Annotated in this window: 19 protein-coding genes; 15 read left to right on the top strand and 4 right to left on the bottom strand. The window is 73.9% G+C overall.

The window, feature by feature from the left end; translation table 11 throughout:
- Positions 1–159: 159 nt before the first annotated feature.
- The 6 genes from E4P43_RS03090 (at position 160) to E4P43_RS03065 (ending at position 3,917) form a co-directional block, all read left to right on the top strand.
- A complete protein-coding gene (locus tag E4P43_RS03090; protein WP_113796886.1) occupies positions 160–459 on the top strand; it encodes a DUF4193 domain-containing protein in 300 nt (99 codons plus the stop codon).
- An 85-nt stretch (positions 460–544) separates the two neighbouring features.
- Positions 545–1,417 carry a hypothetical protein gene (locus E4P43_RS03085; protein WP_135143961.1) on the top strand — a complete coding sequence of 291 codons (873 nt, stop codon included), beginning with the start codon at positions 545–547 and terminating at the stop codon, positions 1,415–1,417.
- A gap of 10 nt (positions 1,418–1,427) precedes the next feature.
- Positions 1,428–1,919: a dUTP diphosphatase gene (gene dut / locus E4P43_RS03080; protein WP_135143960.1), complete on the top strand. Its 492-nt coding sequence runs from the start codon at positions 1,428–1,430 to the stop codon at positions 1,917–1,919.
- A gap of 1 nt (position 1,920) precedes the next feature.
- Positions 1,921–2,634 carry a DUF3710 domain-containing protein gene (locus tag E4P43_RS03075; RefSeq protein ID WP_135143959.1) on the top strand — a complete coding sequence of 238 codons (714 nt, stop codon included), beginning with the start codon at positions 1,921–1,923 and terminating at the stop codon, positions 2,632–2,634.
- Between the two features lie 51 nt (positions 2,635–2,685).
- The gene (locus tag E4P43_RS03070) at positions 2,686–3,063 is read left to right on the top strand and encodes an OB-fold nucleic acid binding domain-containing protein (RefSeq protein WP_135143958.1); all 378 of its coding nucleotides are present in this window, start codon (positions 2,686–2,688) and stop codon (positions 3,061–3,063) included.
- Positions 3,064–3,119: 56 nt separating this feature from the next.
- Complete coding sequence (locus tag E4P43_RS03065) at positions 3,120–3,917, top strand: DUF3159 domain-containing protein (RefSeq protein WP_245158910.1); 798 nt, start codon at positions 3,120–3,122, stop codon at positions 3,915–3,917.
- An 18-nt stretch (positions 3,918–3,935) separates the two neighbouring features.
- Here the strand turns inward: E4P43_RS03065 and E4P43_RS03060 are convergent, their stop codons facing one another.
- Together E4P43_RS03060 and E4P43_RS03055 are read right to left on the bottom strand one after the other, a co-directional pair.
- Complete coding sequence (locus E4P43_RS03060) at positions 3,936–4,616, bottom strand: TrkA family potassium uptake protein (RefSeq protein ID WP_135143957.1); 681 nt, start codon at positions 4,614–4,616, stop codon at positions 3,936–3,938.
- Entirely contained in the window at positions 4,616–5,284 is a 669-nt protein-coding gene (locus E4P43_RS03055; RefSeq protein WP_135143956.1) for a TrkA family potassium uptake protein, read from the bottom strand. Before E4P43_RS03055 ends, E4P43_RS03060 begins: the two co-directional genes overlap by 1 nt.
- A gap of 169 nt (positions 5,285–5,453) precedes the next feature.
- Between E4P43_RS03055 and E4P43_RS03050 the strand changes: the two genes are divergently transcribed.
- The 6 genes from E4P43_RS03050 to E4P43_RS03025 all read left to right on the top strand — a co-directional run bounded on the left by E4P43_RS03050 (position 5,454) and on the right by E4P43_RS03025 (position 11,841).
- The gene (locus E4P43_RS03050; RefSeq protein ID WP_135143955.1) at positions 5,454–7,499 is read left to right on the top strand and encodes an APC family permease; all 2,046 of its coding nucleotides are present in this window, start codon (positions 5,454–5,456) and stop codon (positions 7,497–7,499) included.
- Positions 7,492–8,799, top strand: coding sequence for a TRAM domain-containing protein (locus E4P43_RS03045; protein WP_135143954.1), 1,308 nt, complete (start codon positions 7,492–7,494; stop codon positions 8,797–8,799). The genes E4P43_RS03050 and E4P43_RS03045 overlap by 8 nt, the downstream gene beginning before the upstream one ends.
- 89 nt (positions 8,800–8,888) lie before the next feature.
- Entirely contained in the window at positions 8,889–9,116 is a 228-nt protein-coding gene (locus tag E4P43_RS03040) for a DUF4177 domain-containing protein (protein ID WP_135143953.1), read from the top strand.
- 52 nt (positions 9,117–9,168) lie between these two features.
- Positions 9,169–9,537: a hypothetical protein gene (locus E4P43_RS03035; protein ID WP_209313692.1), complete on the top strand. Its 369-nt coding sequence runs from the start codon at positions 9,169–9,171 to the stop codon at positions 9,535–9,537.
- A gap of 106 nt (positions 9,538–9,643) precedes the next feature.
- Positions 9,644–11,560, top strand: coding sequence for a 1-deoxy-D-xylulose-5-phosphate synthase (dxs, locus tag E4P43_RS03030; RefSeq protein ID WP_135143951.1), 1,917 nt, complete (start codon positions 9,644–9,646; stop codon positions 11,558–11,560).
- Positions 11,557–11,841 carry a thiamine-binding protein gene (locus E4P43_RS03025; RefSeq protein ID WP_135143950.1) on the top strand — a complete coding sequence of 95 codons (285 nt, stop codon included), beginning with the start codon at positions 11,557–11,559 and terminating at the stop codon, positions 11,839–11,841. The genes dxs and E4P43_RS03025 overlap by 4 nt, the downstream gene beginning before the upstream one ends.
- A gap of 70 nt (positions 11,842–11,911) precedes the next feature.
- Here the strand turns inward: E4P43_RS03025 and E4P43_RS03020 are convergent, their stop codons facing one another.
- A complete protein-coding gene (locus E4P43_RS03020; protein WP_135143949.1) occupies positions 11,912–13,999 on the bottom strand; it encodes a 3-hydroxyacyl-CoA dehydrogenase NAD-binding domain-containing protein in 2,088 nt (695 codons plus the stop codon).
- Complete coding sequence (locus E4P43_RS03015) at positions 13,996–15,219, bottom strand: thiolase family protein (RefSeq protein WP_135143948.1); 1,224 nt, start codon at positions 15,217–15,219, stop codon at positions 13,996–13,998. Before E4P43_RS03015 ends, E4P43_RS03020 begins: the two co-directional genes overlap by 4 nt.
- 206 nt (positions 15,220–15,425) lie before the next feature.
- On the opposite strand from E4P43_RS03015, the gene E4P43_RS03010 reads away from it, so the two are divergent.
- The 3 genes from E4P43_RS03010 to E4P43_RS03000 all read left to right on the top strand — a co-directional run bounded on the left by E4P43_RS03010 (position 15,426) and on the right by E4P43_RS03000 (position 18,677).
- Positions 15,426–16,526 (top strand): substrate-binding domain-containing protein, encoded by a 1,101-nt coding sequence (locus E4P43_RS03010; protein WP_245158909.1) that lies wholly within the window; start codon positions 15,426–15,428, stop codon positions 16,524–16,526.
- A 73-nt stretch (positions 16,527–16,599) separates the two neighbouring features.
- A complete protein-coding gene (locus E4P43_RS03005) occupies positions 16,600–17,397 on the top strand; it encodes an ATP-binding cassette domain-containing protein (protein WP_245158908.1) in 798 nt (265 codons plus the stop codon).
- Positions 17,397–18,677, top strand: coding sequence for an ABC transporter permease (locus tag E4P43_RS03000; protein ID WP_135143947.1), 1,281 nt, complete (start codon positions 17,397–17,399; stop codon positions 18,675–18,677). The genes E4P43_RS03005 and E4P43_RS03000 overlap by 1 nt, the downstream gene beginning before the upstream one ends.
- Positions 18,678–18,695 lie beyond the last annotated feature (18 nt).

Raw genomic sequence — 18,695 nt, 5'->3', positions numbered from 1 at the left:
CTCTGCGAGGAGGACCGGGTGGACCGGGAGCCCCAGCAGCGGGCCCCGCCTGCAGACCACCGGTCGCCCACCGGCGACAGGAAGGACGACGGCGCGCACCCGACGCCGCGTCAGACGAACGGGCACGACGCCCGAGAACCCGGAGGAGGGGCACACCCCATGGCCACCGACTACGACGCCCCGCGCCGCAACGAGACCGACGAGCTCGGCGAGGACTCGCTGGAGGAGCTTAAGGCCCGCCGGGCCGAGGCCCAGTCCTCCTCGGTCGACGTCGACGAGACCGACTTCAACGAGAACCTCGAGCTCCCGGGCGCCGACCTGTCCGGCGAGGAGCTCACGGTCCGCGTCCTCCCGAAGCAGGAGGACGAGTTCACCTGCTCCCGCTGCTTCCTCGTCCAGCACCGCAGCCGCCTGGCCGCCACCAAGGGCGACCAGCTCTACTGCCGCGACTGCGCCTAGAAGGACCCCCGTGCCCCCCACCGCTCGCAGGCTCGCGGTGGGACCCTGCACGAGGGCCGTTCCATCCGGTAGCTGAGGGGGACCGATGAGTGAACCGCGCACCGGGGCGCCCCGCGACGTGCCGCCGCCGCGGCCGGTCTCCCCGCCGCCGGCACCGCCGGTGGAGGAGAGCCCGCTCGCGCGGGCCGGCCGGGCCGTCGCCGACGCCGTCGCCGGCCTCGCGGGCACGGCTCCGGGCCGGTCGGCCGCGGGTGGCCTGCGCGACGTCGTGGGCGCCGTCGCCGGAGCCGTGGCGGGCGCGTTCGCGACGGGCTCCGACACCCCCGGCCCGACGGACGCCCGCACCGGCGACCCCGCTGCGGCACCGTCGGCCGGGCGCGGTCCCGGCGCCCTGCTCGGCGAGCTCCTGGCGGTCGCGGTCCCGCGGCTGCCGGTGCGCGACCGGGACCGGCTGCGCGCCGCCCACCCGGGCGCCTCGGACGAGGAGATCGCCGACGCGCTCGTGCAGCGCGCGGTGCGGGCGACGTCGGGCATCGGGGCCGCCGCGGGCGGGCTCTCCGCGGCCCACTGGCTGGCACCGCCCTCCCTGGTCGCGGTGCCGCTGGAGCTCGGGGCGGAGACCGTCCTGGTGGCGGCCGTGGAGATCGTGCTGATCGCCGAGCTGCACGAGCTGCACGGCCGGCGCCCACCCGGGGACGCCGCCCAGCGGGGCGAGGCCTACCTCGCGGCCTGGTCCGAGCAGCGGGCGGTCGGCGCCCAGGGCGCGAGCCTGGGCTCGGTGCTCGGCACCGCGGGCATGCGCGCGCTGCGCCGCCGGATGACCCGCCGGCTCGCGGGCGCGGTGCCGGCGGCGGCACCGCTGCTCATCGGGGCGGCGCTGTCCGGCCGCGGCAACCGGCGGGCCACCGAGAACCTGGCCCGTCGGGTCCTCGCCGACCTCCGTGCGCGGCGAGGCTAGGGTCGCCGTCGTGCCCGACCCACTCGCCGAGCCGGACGTCCCGGTCCGGCTCACCGCACCGGACGGCGCGCTGCCGAGCTACGCGCTGCCCGGCGACGCCGGCGCGGACCTCACCGCGGTCGAGGACGTCGAGCTCGCCCCCTTCGAGCGCCGCCTCGTGGGCACCGGGGTCGCCGTGGCGATCCCGGACGGCTACGCCGGCTTCGTGCACCCCCGGTCGGGCCTCGCGCACCGGCTGGGCCTCGGCATGGTCAACGCGCCGGGCACCATCGACGCCGGCTACCGGGGCGAGATCAAGGTCAACCTGATCAACCTGGACCCGCAGCGCACGCTGCGGCTGAGCCGGGGGGACCGCATCGCCCAGCTGGTCGTCCAGCCCGTCACCCGCGCGCGCTTCGTGCCGGTCGCCGAGCTGCCGGCCAGCGAGCGGGGCGAGGGCGGGCACGGGTCCACCGGCGGGCACGGCCCCACCGATCCACCAGCACGCGAGGGGCGGAACTGAGATGCCGTTCGGACGGCGGCGCAACCGCATCGACCGGAGCCTGCGCGAGCGCGGCGTCCCGCCGGAGCCGCAGCAGCGGGTCCGGGACGTCGAGGCCACCACGGGCCCCTGGGACGAGGCCGACGCACCCGAGGACGGGCTGGCGCGCATCGACCTCGGCGCGATCCGGCTCCCGGCGCTGCCGGGCATGGACCTCCGGGTCGAGCTCAACCAGCAGCAGCGGGTGATCGCCGCGACGCTCCGCTCCGGCGAGTCGCTGCTGCAGGTCTCGGCCTTCGCCGCCCCGCGGGCCGCGGGCATCTGGGACGACGTGCGCACCGACCTGGCGCGCAGCGCCTCGGGCCAGGGCGCCTCGCTGCGGGAGGTCGAGGGACCGTTCGGCATCGAGCTGGCGGGCACGATGGTGGCCCCCGGGCCCGGGCAGCCCGGCGGGCCGCCGCCCCAGCCGGTGCGCCGCCACGCGCGCTTCCTCGGCGTCGACGGGCCGCGCTGGTTCCTGCGCGGGCTGCTCAGCGGGCCGGTGGAGGACGAGGCGCGGGCCGGCGAGGAGCTGCTCGAGGCGGCGTTCCGCGGCATCGTCGTCGTCCGGGGGGCAGAGCCGATGCCCGTGCGGGAGCCGCTGCCCCTGACGCTGCCCGCCCAGGCGGCCGCGCAGCTCGCCCAGCAGCAGCAGGCCCAGCAGCAGGCGGACCGGCCCGGCGCCGGTCCCGCCTGACCGGCACGCGCCGTGGCACCCCTGTGCACCCGGTCGCACTACGCTGGTGACGTGACCGAGACCCGACCCGCCGGCTGGTGGTCGCGCACGCTGCAGCGGATCACCGCTGACGACCACGCCATCGACGCCCAGGAGCTGCGCGCCGGGTCGGCCAGCGCCGGCTGCGAGCCGGTCAGCGCCTGCCGCAAGGGCGAGGTGGTCACGGTGACCGGCCGCCTGAAGTCCGTGGTCTACACGCCGCGGGAGACGGTGCCGACGCTGGAGGCCGAGCTCTTCGACGGCTCCGGCTCGGTGACGCTGGTCTGGCTGGGCCGGCGGCGCATCCCCGGCATCGAGCCGGGGCGGTCGCTCACCGCTCGGGGCCGGTTCGCCGCCTTCGACGGCCGGCAGGTCATCTACAACCCCTGGTACGAGCTCAGCGCCGGCTGACCCGCCGGGCGGGCAGGACCGCGGGCGGGGCCGGACGGCAGGACAGGGGGACGAGCGTGACCGGAGCAGGTCCGGCGGGCGACGAGGTGGGGGACCGGGCCACGGAGCCCGCTCCCGACCGCGAGCCCTCGATGTTCGACCGCGAGATGGTCCTCGAGCAGCTCGGTGGCTGGCGCGGCATGGTCGACGCGACGCTGCCGACCGTGGCCTTCGTGGTGGCCAACGGCATCGGCGGGCTGCGCGTGGGCATCTGGGCCGCCATCCTCGCGGCCCTGGTGGTCTTCCTCCTCCGGATGGTCCGCCGGGAGACCATCCAGCAGGCGGTCAGCGGGCTGTTCGCCGTCGGGGTTGCCGTGGCCATCGCCTCGGCCTCGGGCCAGGCCCGCGACTACTTCGTCCTGGGCATCGTGCGCAGCCTCGCCGTCGGCGTCGTGCTGCTCGGCTCGATCCCGTTCCGCTGGCCCCTGGTGGGCGTGGCCGCCGAGTTCCTCGCACCCAGCCACGTGGGCTCCCTGGCCGGGCACACGCTGCGCCGGGGACGCGTCCGGCCCGAGGAGGGCGGGAGCGGGACCCCGGACGGCGAGACCGGGCAGAGCGGGGCGGACCCGGAGCCGGAGCGGCACTGGCGCGACGACCCCCGGCTGCTGCGCGCCTACACGTGGCTGACCGTGCTGTGGGCCGCCAGCTTCTTCCTGCGCGCGGGTGTGCAGTGGGTCTACTACCTGGCCGACGAGGTGGAGCTGCTGGGCACCTTCTCGGTCGTGCTCGGGCTCCCGCTCACCGCTGTCGTCCTCGCGGTGACGCTGTGGGTGGTCGCCCGGCTGCACCGCCACCGGACGCAGCCGGACGCCTGAGCCGGCGCCCCGGCGGCGTCAGCCGGCGAAGGCGCCCGGGCCGTCGGCGGCGAACACCTGCTGGAGCTGCTCCTCGGTGTCCCCGTGGGAGACGAACAGCAGCTCGTCGCCGGACTCCAGCGGCTCGTCGGGCGTCGGGGTGATGACGCGGTCGCCGCGCAGGATCGTGGTGAGCACCGTCTCCCGGGGGAGCGGCACGTCGCGCAGGGGGTGGCCGACCCAGGGGGTGTCGTCGCCCAGGGTGATCTCGACCAGGTTGGCCGCACCCTTGCGGAAGCTCATGAGCCGCACGACGTCGCCGACGCTCACCGCCTCCTCGACCAGCGCGGCCAGCACCCGCGGGGTGGAGACGGCGACGTCCACGCCCCACGCCTCGGTGTAGAGCCACTCGTTGCGCGGGTCCTTGACCCGGGCGACGACGCGGTTGACCGCGAACTCGGTCTTGGCCAGCAGCGAGACGACGAGGTTGGCCTTGTCGTCACCGGTCGCGGCGACGACGACGTCGCAGGTGGCCAGCTGGGCCTCCTCCAGGGAGGACACCTCGCAGGCGTCGGCCTGGACCCACTCCGCGCCGGGCACCGAGCGGGTGCGCACCTTGCGGCCGTCCTTCTCGATGAGCATCACGGTGTGGCCGTTCTCCAGCAGCTCCCCGGCGATGGAGCGGCCGACGGCGCCGGCGCCGACGATGGCGACGCGCATCAGTGCTGCCCTCCCTGCGGTCCGCGCTCGACGATCTCGTGCACGTGGGTGGTGAGCTCGTCGGTGGCGGCGACGATCAGCTGGTCGCCGTCCTGCAGCACCGTGGTCGCCGTCGGCAGCTGGGCCTCCCCGAAGCGGACCAGCCACGCGGCGCGCGCGCCGGTGGCCGACTCCAGGTCGGCGAGCCGCCTGCCCACCCAGCCCTCGGTGACGGTGACGCGGATCAGGAGCACCTTGCCGGTCGGCTCCCGCCACAGCTCGCTGACCTTGACGGAGAGCAGCTCGCGCAGCAGGCGGTTCACCGTCCAGGGGACGGTGGCCACGCTGGGGATGCCCATCCGCTCGTAGACCTCGGCCCGCTTGGAGTCGTAGATGCGGGCGACCACGTGCTGGACGCCGAAGGTCTCCCGGGCCACGCGGGCGCTGATGATGTTGGAGTTGTCGCCGCTGCTGACCGCGGCGAAGGCGCCCGCGCTGTCGATACCGGCGTCCAGCAGGGTCTGCCGGTCGAAGCCGAGGCCGGTGATCTGGCGGCCGGCGAAGTCGGGACCGAGCCGGCGGAACGCCTCGGGGTCCTGGTCGATCACCGCCACGCTGTGGCCGATCTGCTCCAGCCTGCGGGCGATGGCCGAGCCGACACGGCCGCAGCCCATCACGACCACGTGCACGTGTCACTCCCTGTTCCGGGCCGCGCCGGCGCCGTCCGCCCGCGCATCACCGGGCGCGAAGCTACACCCGGACCGGGCCGGCGTCGGCGCAGGCGCCCCCGTTCCCCCCAGGGGGCGAGGTGGGCCGAGTCACCCGCACGCGGTGCCGCCAGGTCCGTACCATCGCGCCGTGCCAAGCCTGTCCGACCTCGGACAACTACCGAAACGTCTCGTCGTGGGGCGCCCGGTCCGCAGCGACCGCGCGGGGGAGTCCCTCCTGCCCAAGCGGCTGGCGCTGCCGATCTTCGCCAGCGACCCGCTCTCCTCCGTGGCCTACGCCACCCAGGAGATCCTCATCGTGCTCACCCTGGCCGGGACGGCGTTCCTGTACCTGGCGCCGTGGCTGGCCGCGATGGTGGTCGTCCTGCTGGTGACCGTCGTCCTGTCCTACCGGCAGGTGGTGCGCGCCTACCCCTCGGGCGGCGGCGACTACGAGGTCGCGATGAAGAACCACGGGCAGTTCGCCGGGCTGGTGGTGGCCAGCGCGCTGCTGACCGACTACGTGCTGACCGTGGCCGTGTCGGTCTCCGCCGGCACCGACAACATCATCTCGGCGTTCCCGTCGCTCAACGAGCACCGCGTGCTGATCGCGCTGGGCCTGGTGGCGCTGCTGTCGGCGGCCAACCTCCGGGGCGTCCGCGAGTCGGGGCGCGCGTTCGCGCTGCCGACCTACCTGTTCATCAGCGGCATCCTCGTGATGATGGTGACCGGCCTCATCCGGTACTTCGTGACCGACGGCGCGCTCACCGCCGAGAGCTCGGCCTACAGCGTCACCCCCGAGCCGGGGTACACCCAGCTGGCCGGGCTGGCGCTGGTCTTCTTCGCGCTGCGGGCGTTCGCCTCCGGCTGCACGGCCCTCACCGGTGTCGAGGCGATCGCCAACGGCGTCCCCGCCTTCCGGCCGCCGAAGAGCAGGAACGCCGCCACCACCCTGGCGCTCATGGGCGGCATCGCCGCGACCATGTTCGTCGGCGTGACGGCGCTCGCCCTGCTCGCCGGCATCAAGTACGTGGAGCACCCCTGCGACCTCGACGGGTTCGCGAACTGCGAGACCGAGCCGCAGCGCACCGTCATCGCCCAGCTCGCCGCGGCCGTCTTCGGCGGCGACGGCACGGTCGGGTTCTACTTCATCCAGGCGGCGACGGCGCTGGTGCTCATCCTCGCCGCGAACACCGCCTTCAACGGCTTCCCGCTGCTGGGCTCGGTGCTGGCGCAGGACCGGTTCATGCCGCGCCAGCTGCACACCCGCGGCGACAAGCTCGTCTACAGCAACGGCATCCTCGTGCTCGCCGGCTTCGCGGCCCTGCTGATCATCGCCTTCGAGGCCGACGTCTCGCGGCTGATCCAGCTCTACATCATCGGGGTCTTCACCAGCTTCAGCATCGGCCAGTGGGGCATGGTGCGGCACTGGAACCGCGAGATGAGGAGCGCGGCCGACGCCGGCGCGCGGCGGAGGATGCGCCGCTCGCAGGTCATCAACACCGTCGGCGGCACGCTGACCACCGCGGTCCTGGCGATCATCGTCGTCACCAAGTTCACCCACGGCGCGTGGCTGGTGCTGCTGGCCATGCCGGTGCTCTTCGCGCTGATGAAGGCGATCAACCGGCACTACCGCCACGTCTCCGACCAGCTCCGGCCGGACACCGACGCCCGCACGCTGCCGAGCCGGGTCCACGCCGTGGTGCTGGTGTCGAAGGTGCACAAGCCGACGCTGCGGGCGCTGGCCTTCGCGCGGGCGACCCGGCCGGATGCGCTGACCGCGCTGACGGTGAACGTCGACGACGCCGAGACCCGCGCGCTGCGGGCGGACTGGGAGCGCTACGACATCCCGGTGCCGCTGACCGTGCTCGAGTCGCCGTACCGGGAGATCACCCGGCCGGTGCTCGACTTCGTGAAGGGCATCCGCCGCGACAGCCCGCGCGAGCTGGTCGTCGTCTTCGTGCCGCAGTACGTCGTCGGCCACTGGTGGGAGAACATCCTGCACAACCAGAGCGCGCTCCGGCTGCGCGCCCGGCTGCAGTTCCAGCCGGGGGTCATGATCACGACGGTCCCGTGGCAGCTAGAGAGCAGCATCGGCCACGACGACGACGGCGACGGGCGGCGCGGGGGCCCGGCCCCCGGCGACCTGCGGCGCGGGTTCACCGACGACCAGGTCGACGTGACGCCCTATGGCTGACGGCCGGCGACGGCACCGCCGCCCCGCCCGCCCGCGGGAGAACCGCAACGTGGGCTGGACCGGTGACGAGTTCGAGGTGACCGTCGGGCCGGTCGCGCACGGCGGGCACTGCGTCGCCCGGCACGAGGGCCGGGTGGTGTTCGTGCGGCACACGCTGCCCGGCGAGCGGGTGCGCGTGCGGGTGACCGAGGACCGGCACCCCGGCTTCTGCCGGGCCGACGCGATCGAGGTGCTGGAGGCCGCGCCCGCCCGCGTCGAGCGGCCGTGCCCGTACAGCGGGCCGGGCAGGTGCGGCGGCTGCGACTGGCAGCACGTCGACCCGGCTGAGCAGCACCGGCTCAAGGCCTCCGTCGTCCGCGAGCAGCTGGTGCGGCTGGGCGGACGGGACGCCGACGACCCGGTCGTGGCCGGGCTCGTGGTCGAGGAGCTGCCCGGCGGGGCGCTGCGGTGGCGCTCGCGGGCGCGGTTCGCCGTCGACGCCTCCGGCGCGGCCGGGCTGCGCCGGCACCGCTCGCACGACGTCGTCGTCCTCGACGACTGCCCGATCACCGTGGAGCCGGCCGCCCAGGCGGTCCTGGCCCGGCGCTGGCCCGGGGCGGGGGCCGTCGACGTGTCGATCGACTCGACCGGCGCGGTGACCACCGCGCGCCTGGACCGCCGCGGCCGTCCGCAGCTCGCCGAGGTGCTGCAGGCGGGGGAGGAGCTCCCCGCGGAGCCCGTGGGCCGTGCCGCCCGCCGCGCCGGTGGCCGCGACTGGGAGGTCGAGGGCACCGGGTTCTGGCAGGTGCACCCGGCCGCGGCCGACGCGCTGGTCTCCGCGGTCGCGGGGTTCGCCGCCGTGGCCGAGGGGGAGACGGTGCTCGACCTGTACGCCGGGGCCGGGCTCTTCGGTGGGGCGCTGGCGCCCGCGGTGGGCGAGGAGGGCCGCGTGGTGTGCGTGGAGGCCGACCTCGGTGCGTGCGCGGCCGCGGACGCCAACCTGGCCGCGCTCCCGCAGGCCGAGGTGTGGCAGGGCGAGGTGGACGCCGAGGGGCTCGAGGAGCTGCTCGCCGAGCTCGGTGGCGCACCCGACGTCGTCGTCCTGGACCCGCCGCGCGCCGGCGCGGGCAGGGCGGTCAGCCGGCTGCTGGCCGGGACCGGCGCGCGAGCGGTCGTCTACGTCGCGTGCGACCCGGCTGCCCTGGGGCGTGACGTCGCGGCGTTCGCCGAGGCGGGCTACCGGCTCGCCGGCCTGCGCGGGTTCGACGCCTTCCCCATGACCGCGCACGTGGAGTGCGTGGCGCTGCTCGTCCCCGCCTGAGCCGGTCCCGGTCCTGGTGCGGGAGGGCCAGGAGCCGCGGAGACCCGCCCGGCGCGCCGTGAGGTGGCCCACCTCGATAACGTCTGGGGGTGCCCACGTGGGAATACGCCTCGGTCATCACCGCCAACGACGCCGAGTCGCAGCGCGCAGGGGTGAGCGTCAAGCTCCCCGGCGGCCAGTCGGAGCGGCAGCAGGGCGACACCAGCTCGGTGCTCAACAAGCTCGGTGCGGAGGGGTGGGAGCTGGTCAGCTACCACTCCAGCGGCGCCGGCAGCTGGGGCTTCGAGCAGTTCTGGCTCAAGCGCCAGGTCCCCTGACACACCCCCCATCCGTCGAACAGGTGTTCGACGGATGGGGCAGAATGGCCGGGTGGACGGAACGGTGCCGCCGGGGTGGCCGGAGGAGGTGCGCCCGCCGGGCGCGCCCGACTGGGAGCGCACCGCCGTCGCCTGGCTCTTCGACCTGGTGCCGCCGGACTACCGGGCGCACGAGGTGCTGCGCCGCTACCCGGTGCTGCTCGCCCGCTTCGCGGGCGACCACGTGACCGCCGGGCTGGAGGCGGCCCGCGCGGGGTGGCGGACCGTGCGGGTGGAGCTCGCCGACCAGCTGCCGGCCGACGCGCTCGAGGCGGCCATCGCGGCCTACGAGCGGGAGGGCGCCCGGCTGGCGGCCGCCGCCCGGGGCGTCGAGGTGGTCGGGGGCGCCCTCCGCGGGGAGCGCTGGGTGCCCCGTCTGTGACGGGGTGATCGTGATCGCCCCCGGTCGTCCCCGGTTCCGCGACTACAGTGGGCCGGCGGCCTGCGTCCGGGTCGCGCTGCCCCTGGAGAGAGGACACCGCCGAGCCGTGCCGCTCCTGCGATCGCTCCGAGGCCCGGAGGACCTGCGGGCCCTCCCCGCCGAGCAGCTCCCCGCCCTCGCGGCGGAGATCCGTGACGCGCTGGTCACCAGCGTGGCGAAGACCGGTGGCCACCTCGGCCCCAACCTGGGCTGCGTCGAGCTCACCATCGCCCTGCACCGGGTGTTCGACTCCCCGCGCGAGCCGATCGTCTTCGACACCGGCCACCAGGCCTACGTGCACAAGATGCTCACCGGCCGCGTCGAGGGCTTCGACCGCCTGCGCCAGCGCGGCGGCCTCTCCGGCTACCCGAGCCGCGCGGAGAGCGAGCACGACTGGGTGGAGAACAGCCACGCCTCGACGTCGCTGTCCTACGCCGACGGGCTGGCCAAGGCCTACGCCGTGCGCGGCGACACGCGCCCCGTCGTCGCGGTGATCGGCGACGGCGCCCTCACCGGCGGCATGGCCTGGGAGGCGCTGAACAACATCGCCGCCGCCCAGGACCGCCCGGTCGTCATCGTGGTCAACGACAACGGCCGCTCCTACTCGCCGACCATCGGTGGTGTCGCCGACGCGCTGGCCACCCTGCGGCTGCGCCCCGGCTACGAGAACGCGCTGCTGCAGGTCCGCCAGGCGCTGCACAAGGCGCCGGTCGTCGGCTCGGCGCTGTACGACGCGCTGCACGCGATCAAGAAGGGCCTCAAGGACGTCCTGTCGCCCCAGGGCATGTTCGAGGACCTCGGCATGAAGTACGTCGGCCCGGTCGACGGTCACGACATCGAGGTCATGGAGTCCGCGCTGCGCCGCGCCCGGTCCTTCGGCGGGCCGGTGATCGTGCACGCCGTCACCACCAAGGGCTTCGGCTACCCGCCGGCCGAGACCGACCAGATCGACGCCTGGCACGCCACCGGCGTCTTCGACCCCGACAGCGGCGCGAGCGTCGCGGCCGCCCGCGACTGGACGACCGCGTTCTCCGACGAGCTGGTGCGCATCGGGTCCGAGCGCTCCGACGTCGTCGCCATCACCGCGGCGATGCTGCACCCGACCGGCCTGGCGGCCTTCGCCGAGCGGTTCCCCGAGCGGACCTTCGACGTCGGCATCGCCGAGCAGCACGCCCTCACCTCGGCCGCGGGCCTGGCGATGGGCGGCCTGCACCCCGTCGTCGCCGTCTACTCCACGTTCCTCAACCGGGCGTTCGACCAGCTGCTCATGGACGTCGCGCTGCACCGCCAGCCGGTGACCGTGGTGCTCGACCGGGCGGGCGTGACCGGCACGGACGGCGCCTCGCACAACGGCATGTGGGACATGTCGATCCTGTCGGTGGTCCCGGGCATCCGGCTGGCCGCGCCGCGGGACGAGCCGACCCTGCGCGAGGCGCTGCGCGAGTCGGTCGCGGTCACCGACGGGCCGACCGTCGTCCGCTTCCCGAAGGGCGCGCCGCCGGTCGACATCCCGGCGCTGGAGCGGCGCGGCCCCGTCGACGTGCTCCGCCGCGACGAGCGGCGCGACGTGCTCCTGGTCGCCGTCGGCTCGATGGTCCCGACGTGCCTGGCCGCCGCCGAGCGCGCCTCCGACCACGGCATCGGGGTCACCGTCGTCGACCCCCGCTGGGTGCTGCCGGTCGCGCCGGAGCTGCTCGACCTGGCGGCCGGGTACCGGCTCGTGGTCACCGTCGAGGACGGCGGCCGGGCCGGGGGAGCGGGCACCACGCTCACCCAGGCGCTGCAGGACCGTGGCGTCGACGTGCCGGTGCGCACGCTGGGCCTGCCGCAGGAGTTCTTCGAGCACGGCAGCCGGGGCCAGGTGCTGGCCGACGCCGGGCTCACCGAGCAGGACGTCGCCCGCCGGATCGCGGAGTGGACCTCCCGGCTGGCCGAGCGCACCGACAACCACGTCGTCGAGCCGGTCGACGGAGCCCAGCAGTGACGGTGATCGCGGAGATCCAGGTGGCGCCGTCGCCGCCGGGGACCGAGGAGAACCCGCACGCGCACGTGGAGGCCGCGATCGCGGTGATCCAGGCGTCGGGGCTGCGCTACGAGGTCGGGGCGCTGGGCACCACGCTCGAGGGCGAGGCCGACGAGGTGTGGGCGACGCTGCGGGCCGCGCACGAGGCCATGCTCGCCGCCGGCGCGAACGCGGGCCTCTCGCACATCAAGGTCGCCTCGGTGAACCGCACGATGGACAGCCTCACCAGCAAGTTCCGCTGAACCCCCAGGACGACGAACGGCCCGGTCCCCTCGACGCTGAGGGGGCCGGGCCGTCGTGGTCAGGTGGTCGCTACGCGGGCAGCGAGGCCACACCCTGCGGCAGGAACCGGGAGCCGGTCACCCGCTCCGAGACACCGGTGCGGTCCAGGTAGGCGGTGATCCCACCCAGCCAGAACGGCCAGCCCGCGCCGAGGATCATGCACAGGTCGATGTCCTGCGCCGCCTGCACGACGCCCTCGTCCAGCATCAGCCGGATCTCCTGCGCCAGCGCCTCGACCGCCCGGTCGTGCACCTGCTCGGCGGTGAGCGGGGAGTCGCCGGTGAACGCCTCGGCGAGCTCGGGGTCGACGACGCCCGGCTCCGAGAAGACGCTGGCCTTGCCCAGCTCCACGATCCGCTTGAGCCCCTCGCCGACGGCGAACCGGTCGGGGAAGGCCTCGTGCATGCGCTCGGCCACGTGCAGCGCGACCGCCGGGCCGACGAGCGACAGCAGCTCGAACGGCGTCATCGGCAGGCCGAGCGGGTCGAGGGCGCGCTCGGCCACCTCGACCGGCGTGCCCTGCTCCACGGCCGCGGTGACCTCGCCGAGGAAGCGGGTGAGCAGGCGGTTGACCACGAACGCCGGGGCGTCTGCGACCAGCACGCAGCTCTTCTTCAGCGACCTGCCGACGGCGAAGGCGGTGGCCAGCGACGCGTCGTCGGTCTGCTCGGCGCGCACGACCTCCAGCAGCGGGAGGACGGCGACCGGGTTGAAGAAGTGCAGGCCGACCACGCGCTCGGGGTGCTCGAGCTTGGAGGCCATCTCGGTCACCGACAGCGCCGAGGTGTTGGTCGCCAGGACGCACTCGGGGGAGACGATCGCCTCCACCTCGGCGAACACCTGCTGCTTGACCGACATCTCCTCGAACACGGCCTCGATGACGAGGTCGGCGTCGGCGAAGACGTCCTTGGACAGCGAGCCGGTGACCAGGCCCTTGAGCTGGTTGAGCTTGTCCTGGTTGAGCCGGCCGCGCTGGGCCAGCTTGTCCAGCTCGCCGTGCACGTAGGCCACGCCCTTGTCGACGCGGGCCTGGTCGATGTCGGTCAGCACGACCGGCACCTTCAGCTGCCGCACGAACAGCATCGCCAGCTGCGAGGCCATGAGCCCGGCCCCGACGACGCCGACCTTGGTGACCTTGCGGGCCAGCGACTTGTCCGGCGCGCCGGCCGGCCGCTTGGCCCGCTTGTTCACCAGGTCGAAGGAGTAGAGCGAGGCCCGCAGCGGGTCGCTCATCAGCAGCTCGGTGAGCGCGTCGTCCTCCGCGGCGGTGCCGGCGGTGAACGCCTCGCCCTCGACGCCGGCCCGGGCCAGGTCGAGCAGGTCCACCGACCGGACGGCGCCGGGGGAGGCGTTGCGGGTGCGCGCGGCGACGACGCCACGCGCGCGGGCGATCGCGTCGTCCCACGCCGAGCGGTCCACCTCGGGGCGGGTGACCGTCACCGAGCCGCCGAGCACGCCCACGGCCCACTCGAGCGAGCGCTCCAGGAAGTCGGCCGGCTCGAAGAGCGCGTCGGCGATGCCCAGCTTCGCTGCCTTCGGCGCCGGGGTCATCTTGTTCTGCGCCAGGGCGTTCTCGACGATGACCGTGACGGCCGGGTCGATGCCGATCAGGTTCGGCAGCAGCTGCGTGCCGCCCCAGCCGGGGACCAGCCCGAGGAACGCCTCGGGGAAGGCGACGGCGGCGCCGCCGCTGATGGTCCGGTAGTGGCAGTGCAGCGCCAGCTCGAGGCCGCCGCCGAGCGCCACGCCGTTGACGAAGGCGAACGTCGGGACCGACGAGTCCTTCAGCCGGCGGAACACCCGGTGCCCGGTCTCGGCGATCTCCCGCGCCGCGGCGGCGTCGGTCACCGACGGCACACCGGAGAGGTCCGCGCCGACGGCGAAGATGAACGGCTTGCCGGTCACGCCGATCGCCGCGGGGGCGGGGGAGTGGGCGGCGATCTCGTCCAGGGCGGCGTCCAGGGAGGCCAGCCCGCCGGGGCCGAAGGTCGACGGACGGGTGTGGTCGTGCCCGTTGTCGATGGTGATGAGGGCGAACTCGCCCGACAGGCCGGGGAGGCTCAGGTAGCGGACCTTCGCCTCGGTGACGACCTCGTTCTCGAACACAGCGGTGGTCACTTGGTGGAGCCCTCCCAGTTCGGGTTCTCCCAGATCACGGTGGCGCCCATGCCCAGGCCCACGCACATGGCGGTGAGGCCGTAGCGGACGTCGGGGCGCTCGGCGAACTGGCGGGACAGCTGGGTCATCAGGCGGACGCCGGAAGAGGCCAGCGGGTGGCCGACGGCGATGGCGCCGCCCCAGGGGTTGACGCGCTCGTCGTCGTCGGCGATGCCGAAGTGGTCGAGGAAGGCCAGCACCTGGATGGCGAAGGCCTCGTTCAGCTCGAACAGGCCGATGTCCTCGATCGACAGGCCGGTGCGGGCCAGCGCCTTCTCCGTGGAGGGCACCGGGCCGATGCCCATGACCTCGGGCTCGACGCCGGCGAAGCCGTAGCCGACCAGGCGCATGCCGATGTTCAGGCCCAGCTCCTGGGCGACGTCCTCGGCGGCGAGCAGGCAGCCGGTGGCGCCGTCGTTCAGGCCGGCGGCGTTGCCGGCGGTCACGTGCCCGTGCGGGCGGAACGGGGTCTTCAGCGTGGCCAGGCCCTCGAGGGTCGTCTGCGGCCGCGGCGGCTCGTCGACCGTCGCCACGCCCCAGCCGTTCTCCTTCGAGCGGGTCGCCATCGTGACCAGCTCCGGGCCGATCTGCCCGTTGGCGACGGCCTTGGCGTACTTCTGCTGGCTGGCCAGCGCGAACGCGTCGGCGCGCTCCTTGGTCAGGTGCGGGAACCGGTCGTGCAGGTTCTCCGCGGTGGAGCCCATGACCAGGGCGGACGGGTCGACCAGCTTCTCGCTGATGATGCGGGGGTTGGGGTCCACGCCCTCGCCCATGGGGTGGTTGCCCATGTGCTCGACACCGCCGGCGATGGCGACGTCGTAGGCGCCGAAGGCGATGCCGGACGCGGTGGTGGTCACCGCGGTCATGGCGCCGGCGCACATCCGGTCGATCGAGTAGCCGGGGACCGTCTTCGGCAGCCCGGCCAGCAGCGCGGCCGTGCGGCCCAGGGTCAGGCCCTGGTCGCCGATCTGGGTGGTGGCGGCGATGGCCACCTCGTCGACGCGGTCGGCGGGCAGCTCCGGGTTGCGGCGCAGCAGCTCGCGGATGCAGCGCACGACGAGGTCGTCGGCGCGCGTCTCGGCGTAGATGCCCCTCGGGCCGGCCTTGCCGAAGGGGGTGCGCACGCCGTCGACGAAGACGACCTCACGCAGCGAGCGTGGCCGTCGATCTTCCTGGGACACAGAACCTCCGCAGCTTTCGAGTCCAGGCCCGGCAGGGCCCGGCGGGTTCAAGTTACCCGTCGGTAACCGGACGGCCAAGCGCGGCACCGCCCCCCGTTCGAGGGGGTTCCGGATCACGGTCCGGCAACGGGGCAGGGGTGTGGTTGCGGCCACTGCGGAGGGGCGCGCAAGATGTGCCGCCGGAATTTCTCTGTAACCCCAACGAAATGGCAGGTCCCCTCATGGTGCGACGGCGCACAGTGACGACGGCGATCGCCGCCGGTCTGGTGTTCGGTCTGGCCGCTTGCGGCGGTGGCTCCGACAGCGACGGTGGGAACGGTGGCGGCGGCAGCTCCGCCGAAGGCAAGGTCGGGGTCATCCTCCCCGACACCGAGTCCTCGCCCCGCTGGGAGAGCGCGGACCGCCCGCTGCTCGAGGCGGCCTTCAAGGAGGCCGGCGTGGAGTACGTGATCCAGAACGCCGAGGGCGACGCCCAGCGGATGGCCACGATCGCCGAGCAGATGATCACCGAGGGCGTCACCGTCCTCGCGATCACCAACCTCGACTCCGCCTCGGGCGCGCAGATCCAGGAGCAGGCCGCCTCGCAGGGCGTGTCGACCATCGACTACGACCGCCTCACCCTGGGCGGCTCGGCCGAGTACTACGTCTCCTACGACAACACCGAGGTCGGCCGCCTGCAGGGCCAGGGCCTGGCCGACTGCCTCGGCGAGGAGCCGGCGAACATCGCCTTCCTCAACGGCTCGCCGGACGACAACAACGCCACCCTGTTCTCCGAGGGCGCGCACGAGGTCCTCGACGAGATGACCCAGTACACCCAGGTGGCCGAGCAGGCCGTCCCGGGCTGGGAGCCGGACACCGCCGCGACGATCTTCGAGCAGATGTACACCCAGAACGGCGGCAACATCCAGGGTGTGCTCGCGGCCAACGACACGCTGGCCAACGCGGTCATCCAGATCCTGGCCCGCAACGGCCAGACCGGCGTGCCGGTGACCGGTCAGGACGCCTCCGTCGAGGGTCTGCAGAACATCCTCGCCGGCAACCAGTGCATGACCGTCTACAAGTCGGCCAAGCAGGAGGCCAACGCCCTCGCCGAGCTCGCCATCGCGCTCATCAACGGCGAGGAGGCCGAGACCAACGGCGAGGCCGAGGACACCGAGGGCAACCGCCAGGTGCCGTCCGTGCTGCTCGACCCGGTCACCATCACCCGTGACAACGTCAAGGACGTCGTCGACGACGGCCAGGTGACGGCCGAGGAGCTGTGCACCGGCGAGTTCGCCGCCGCCTGCACCGAGCTCGGCATCTCCTAACCCCTACCGTCGGGGCGCCCTCCGCATCCGGAGGGCGCCCCGTTCGGCTTCTTCGTCCTAGGAAGGAAGCCTCGTGAGCGTGCCGCAGCCGGAGGACGGGACCCCGATCCTCGAGCTCCGCGGCGTCGACAAGAGCTTCGGCGCCATCCAGGTCCTCCACGGTGTGGACCTCAAGGTCTACCCCGGCAAGGTCACCGCGCTCGTCGGTGACAACGGTGCCGGCAAGAGCACGCTGATCAAGTCCATCGCGGGCATCCACCCGATCGACGGCGGTCAGATCCTGTTCGACGGCAAGCCCGTCGACATCTCCGGCCCGCGCGACTCCGCCGCCCTCGGCATCGAGGTCGTCTACCAGGACCTCGCGCTGGCCGACAACCTCGACGTCGTCCAGAACATGTTCCTCGGCCGCGAGCGCAAGCGGGGCATCCTGCTCGACGAGGCCTCGATGGAGCAGGCCGCCCGCGACACCCTCGCCAAGCTCTCCGTGCGGACCCTGAAGTCCGTCCGGCAGCTGGTCTCCAGCCTCTCCGGCGGGCAGCGGCAGACCGTCGCCATCGCCAAGGCGGTGCTCTGGGAGTCCAAGGTCGTCATCCTCGACGAGCCCACGGCCGCCCTCGGCGTCGCCCAGACACGCCAGGTGCTCGACCTCGTGCGCCGGCTGGCCGACACCGGCCACGCCGTCGTCTTCATCAGCCACAACATGGTCGACGTCTTCGAGGTCGCCGACCGGGTGGCCGCGCTCTACCTGGGCCGCATCGCCGCCGACGTGCCGATCAGCACCGTCGACCGGCCGCAGGTCATCGAACTCATCACCGCGGGGCGCTCCGGCGATCTCGGCATCGCGCCCGCCGTCGCCGAGGGGGTCATCTGATGACCACGTCCACCACCACCGCCGCCCAGCCGGGCGGCGCGGCACCGGCCGGGTTCGAGAACGACCGCGCCGAGGACTCCGTCGCCGGCGTCGCGCGGAGCTACCTCAACAAGATCAAGGGTGGCGACCTCGGCGCCCTGCCCGCGATCTTCGGCATCGTCGCGCTGACGCTGCTGTTCTTCGCGCTGCGGCCCGAGACCTTCCTCAAGCCGATCAACATCGCCAACCTGCTGGTGCAGGCCGCGCCGATCACGCTCCTGGCGATGGGCCTGGTCTTCGTGCTGCTGCTCGGCGACATCGACCTGTCCGCCGGTGTGGTCAGCGGTGTGTGCGCGGCCGTCATGGCCCAGCTGCTCGCCGAGCAGGGTGCGCCCTGGTACGTCGCCGTCCTGGGCGCGGTGGTCGCCGGTGCCCTCATCGGGCTGCTCACCGGCCTCCTGGTCGCGCTGATCGGGATCCCGTCGTTCGTGGTCACCCTGGCGCTGTTCCTCGGCTTCCAGGGCGTGACGCTGTGGATCATCGGCCAGGGCGGCACCGTCCCGGTGCGTGACTCCACGATCCGCGCGCTGACCAACGACTTCATGCCGGTGGGCCTGGGCTGGGGCCTCGCGGTCGCCACGATCGTCGTCTACGCCGCCATCCAGCTGAACCGCTGGCGGGTGCAGAAGGCCCGTGGGCTGGCCCGGTCGCCGCTGGCGGTCGTCGTCGCCCGCATCGCGGTCATCGCGGTCGTCGTCCTGGGCGTCACCGCCATCCTCAGCGTCGACCGCGCGCTCTCGGCCGCGATCGAGCTGAAGGGCATCCCGTACGCGGTGCCGCTGGTGATCGTGCTGCTGCTCCTGCTCACCTTCGTCCTGGGCCGCACGTCGTTCGGCCGGCACGTGTACGCGGTCGGTGGCAACGCCGAGGCGGCCCGTCGCGCGGGCATCAACGTCACCAAGATCCGCGTCCTGGTGTTCGTGATCTCGTCGTCGATGGCCGCGGTCAGCGGCATCGTGGCGGCGGCCCGGCTGAGCTCGGTCACGGCGGCCTCCGGCGGCGGCAACACGCTGCTCTACGCGGTGGGTGCGGCCGTCATCGGCGGTACCAGCCTCTTCGGTGGCCGGGGCCGGGTGCGGGACGCCGTCCTGGGTGGCCTGGTGGTCGCGATCATCGCCAACGGGCTGGGCCTGCTGGGGGTCGAGGCGTACCTGAACTTCATCATCACCGGTGGCGTGCTCCTGCTCGCCGCCAGCGTCGACGCCCTGGCCCGCCGGCGGGCCGCGGCGACCGGCCATTGACCCCTGCCGCCCGCCGTG

Source organism: Blastococcus sp. TF02A-35, assembly GCF_004571075.1.
In the GTDB taxonomy this organism is placed as follows: domain Bacteria; phylum Actinomycetota; class Actinomycetes; order Mycobacteriales; family Geodermatophilaceae; genus Blastococcus.
This window is presented reverse-complemented; position numbering and strand designations above follow the sequence as displayed.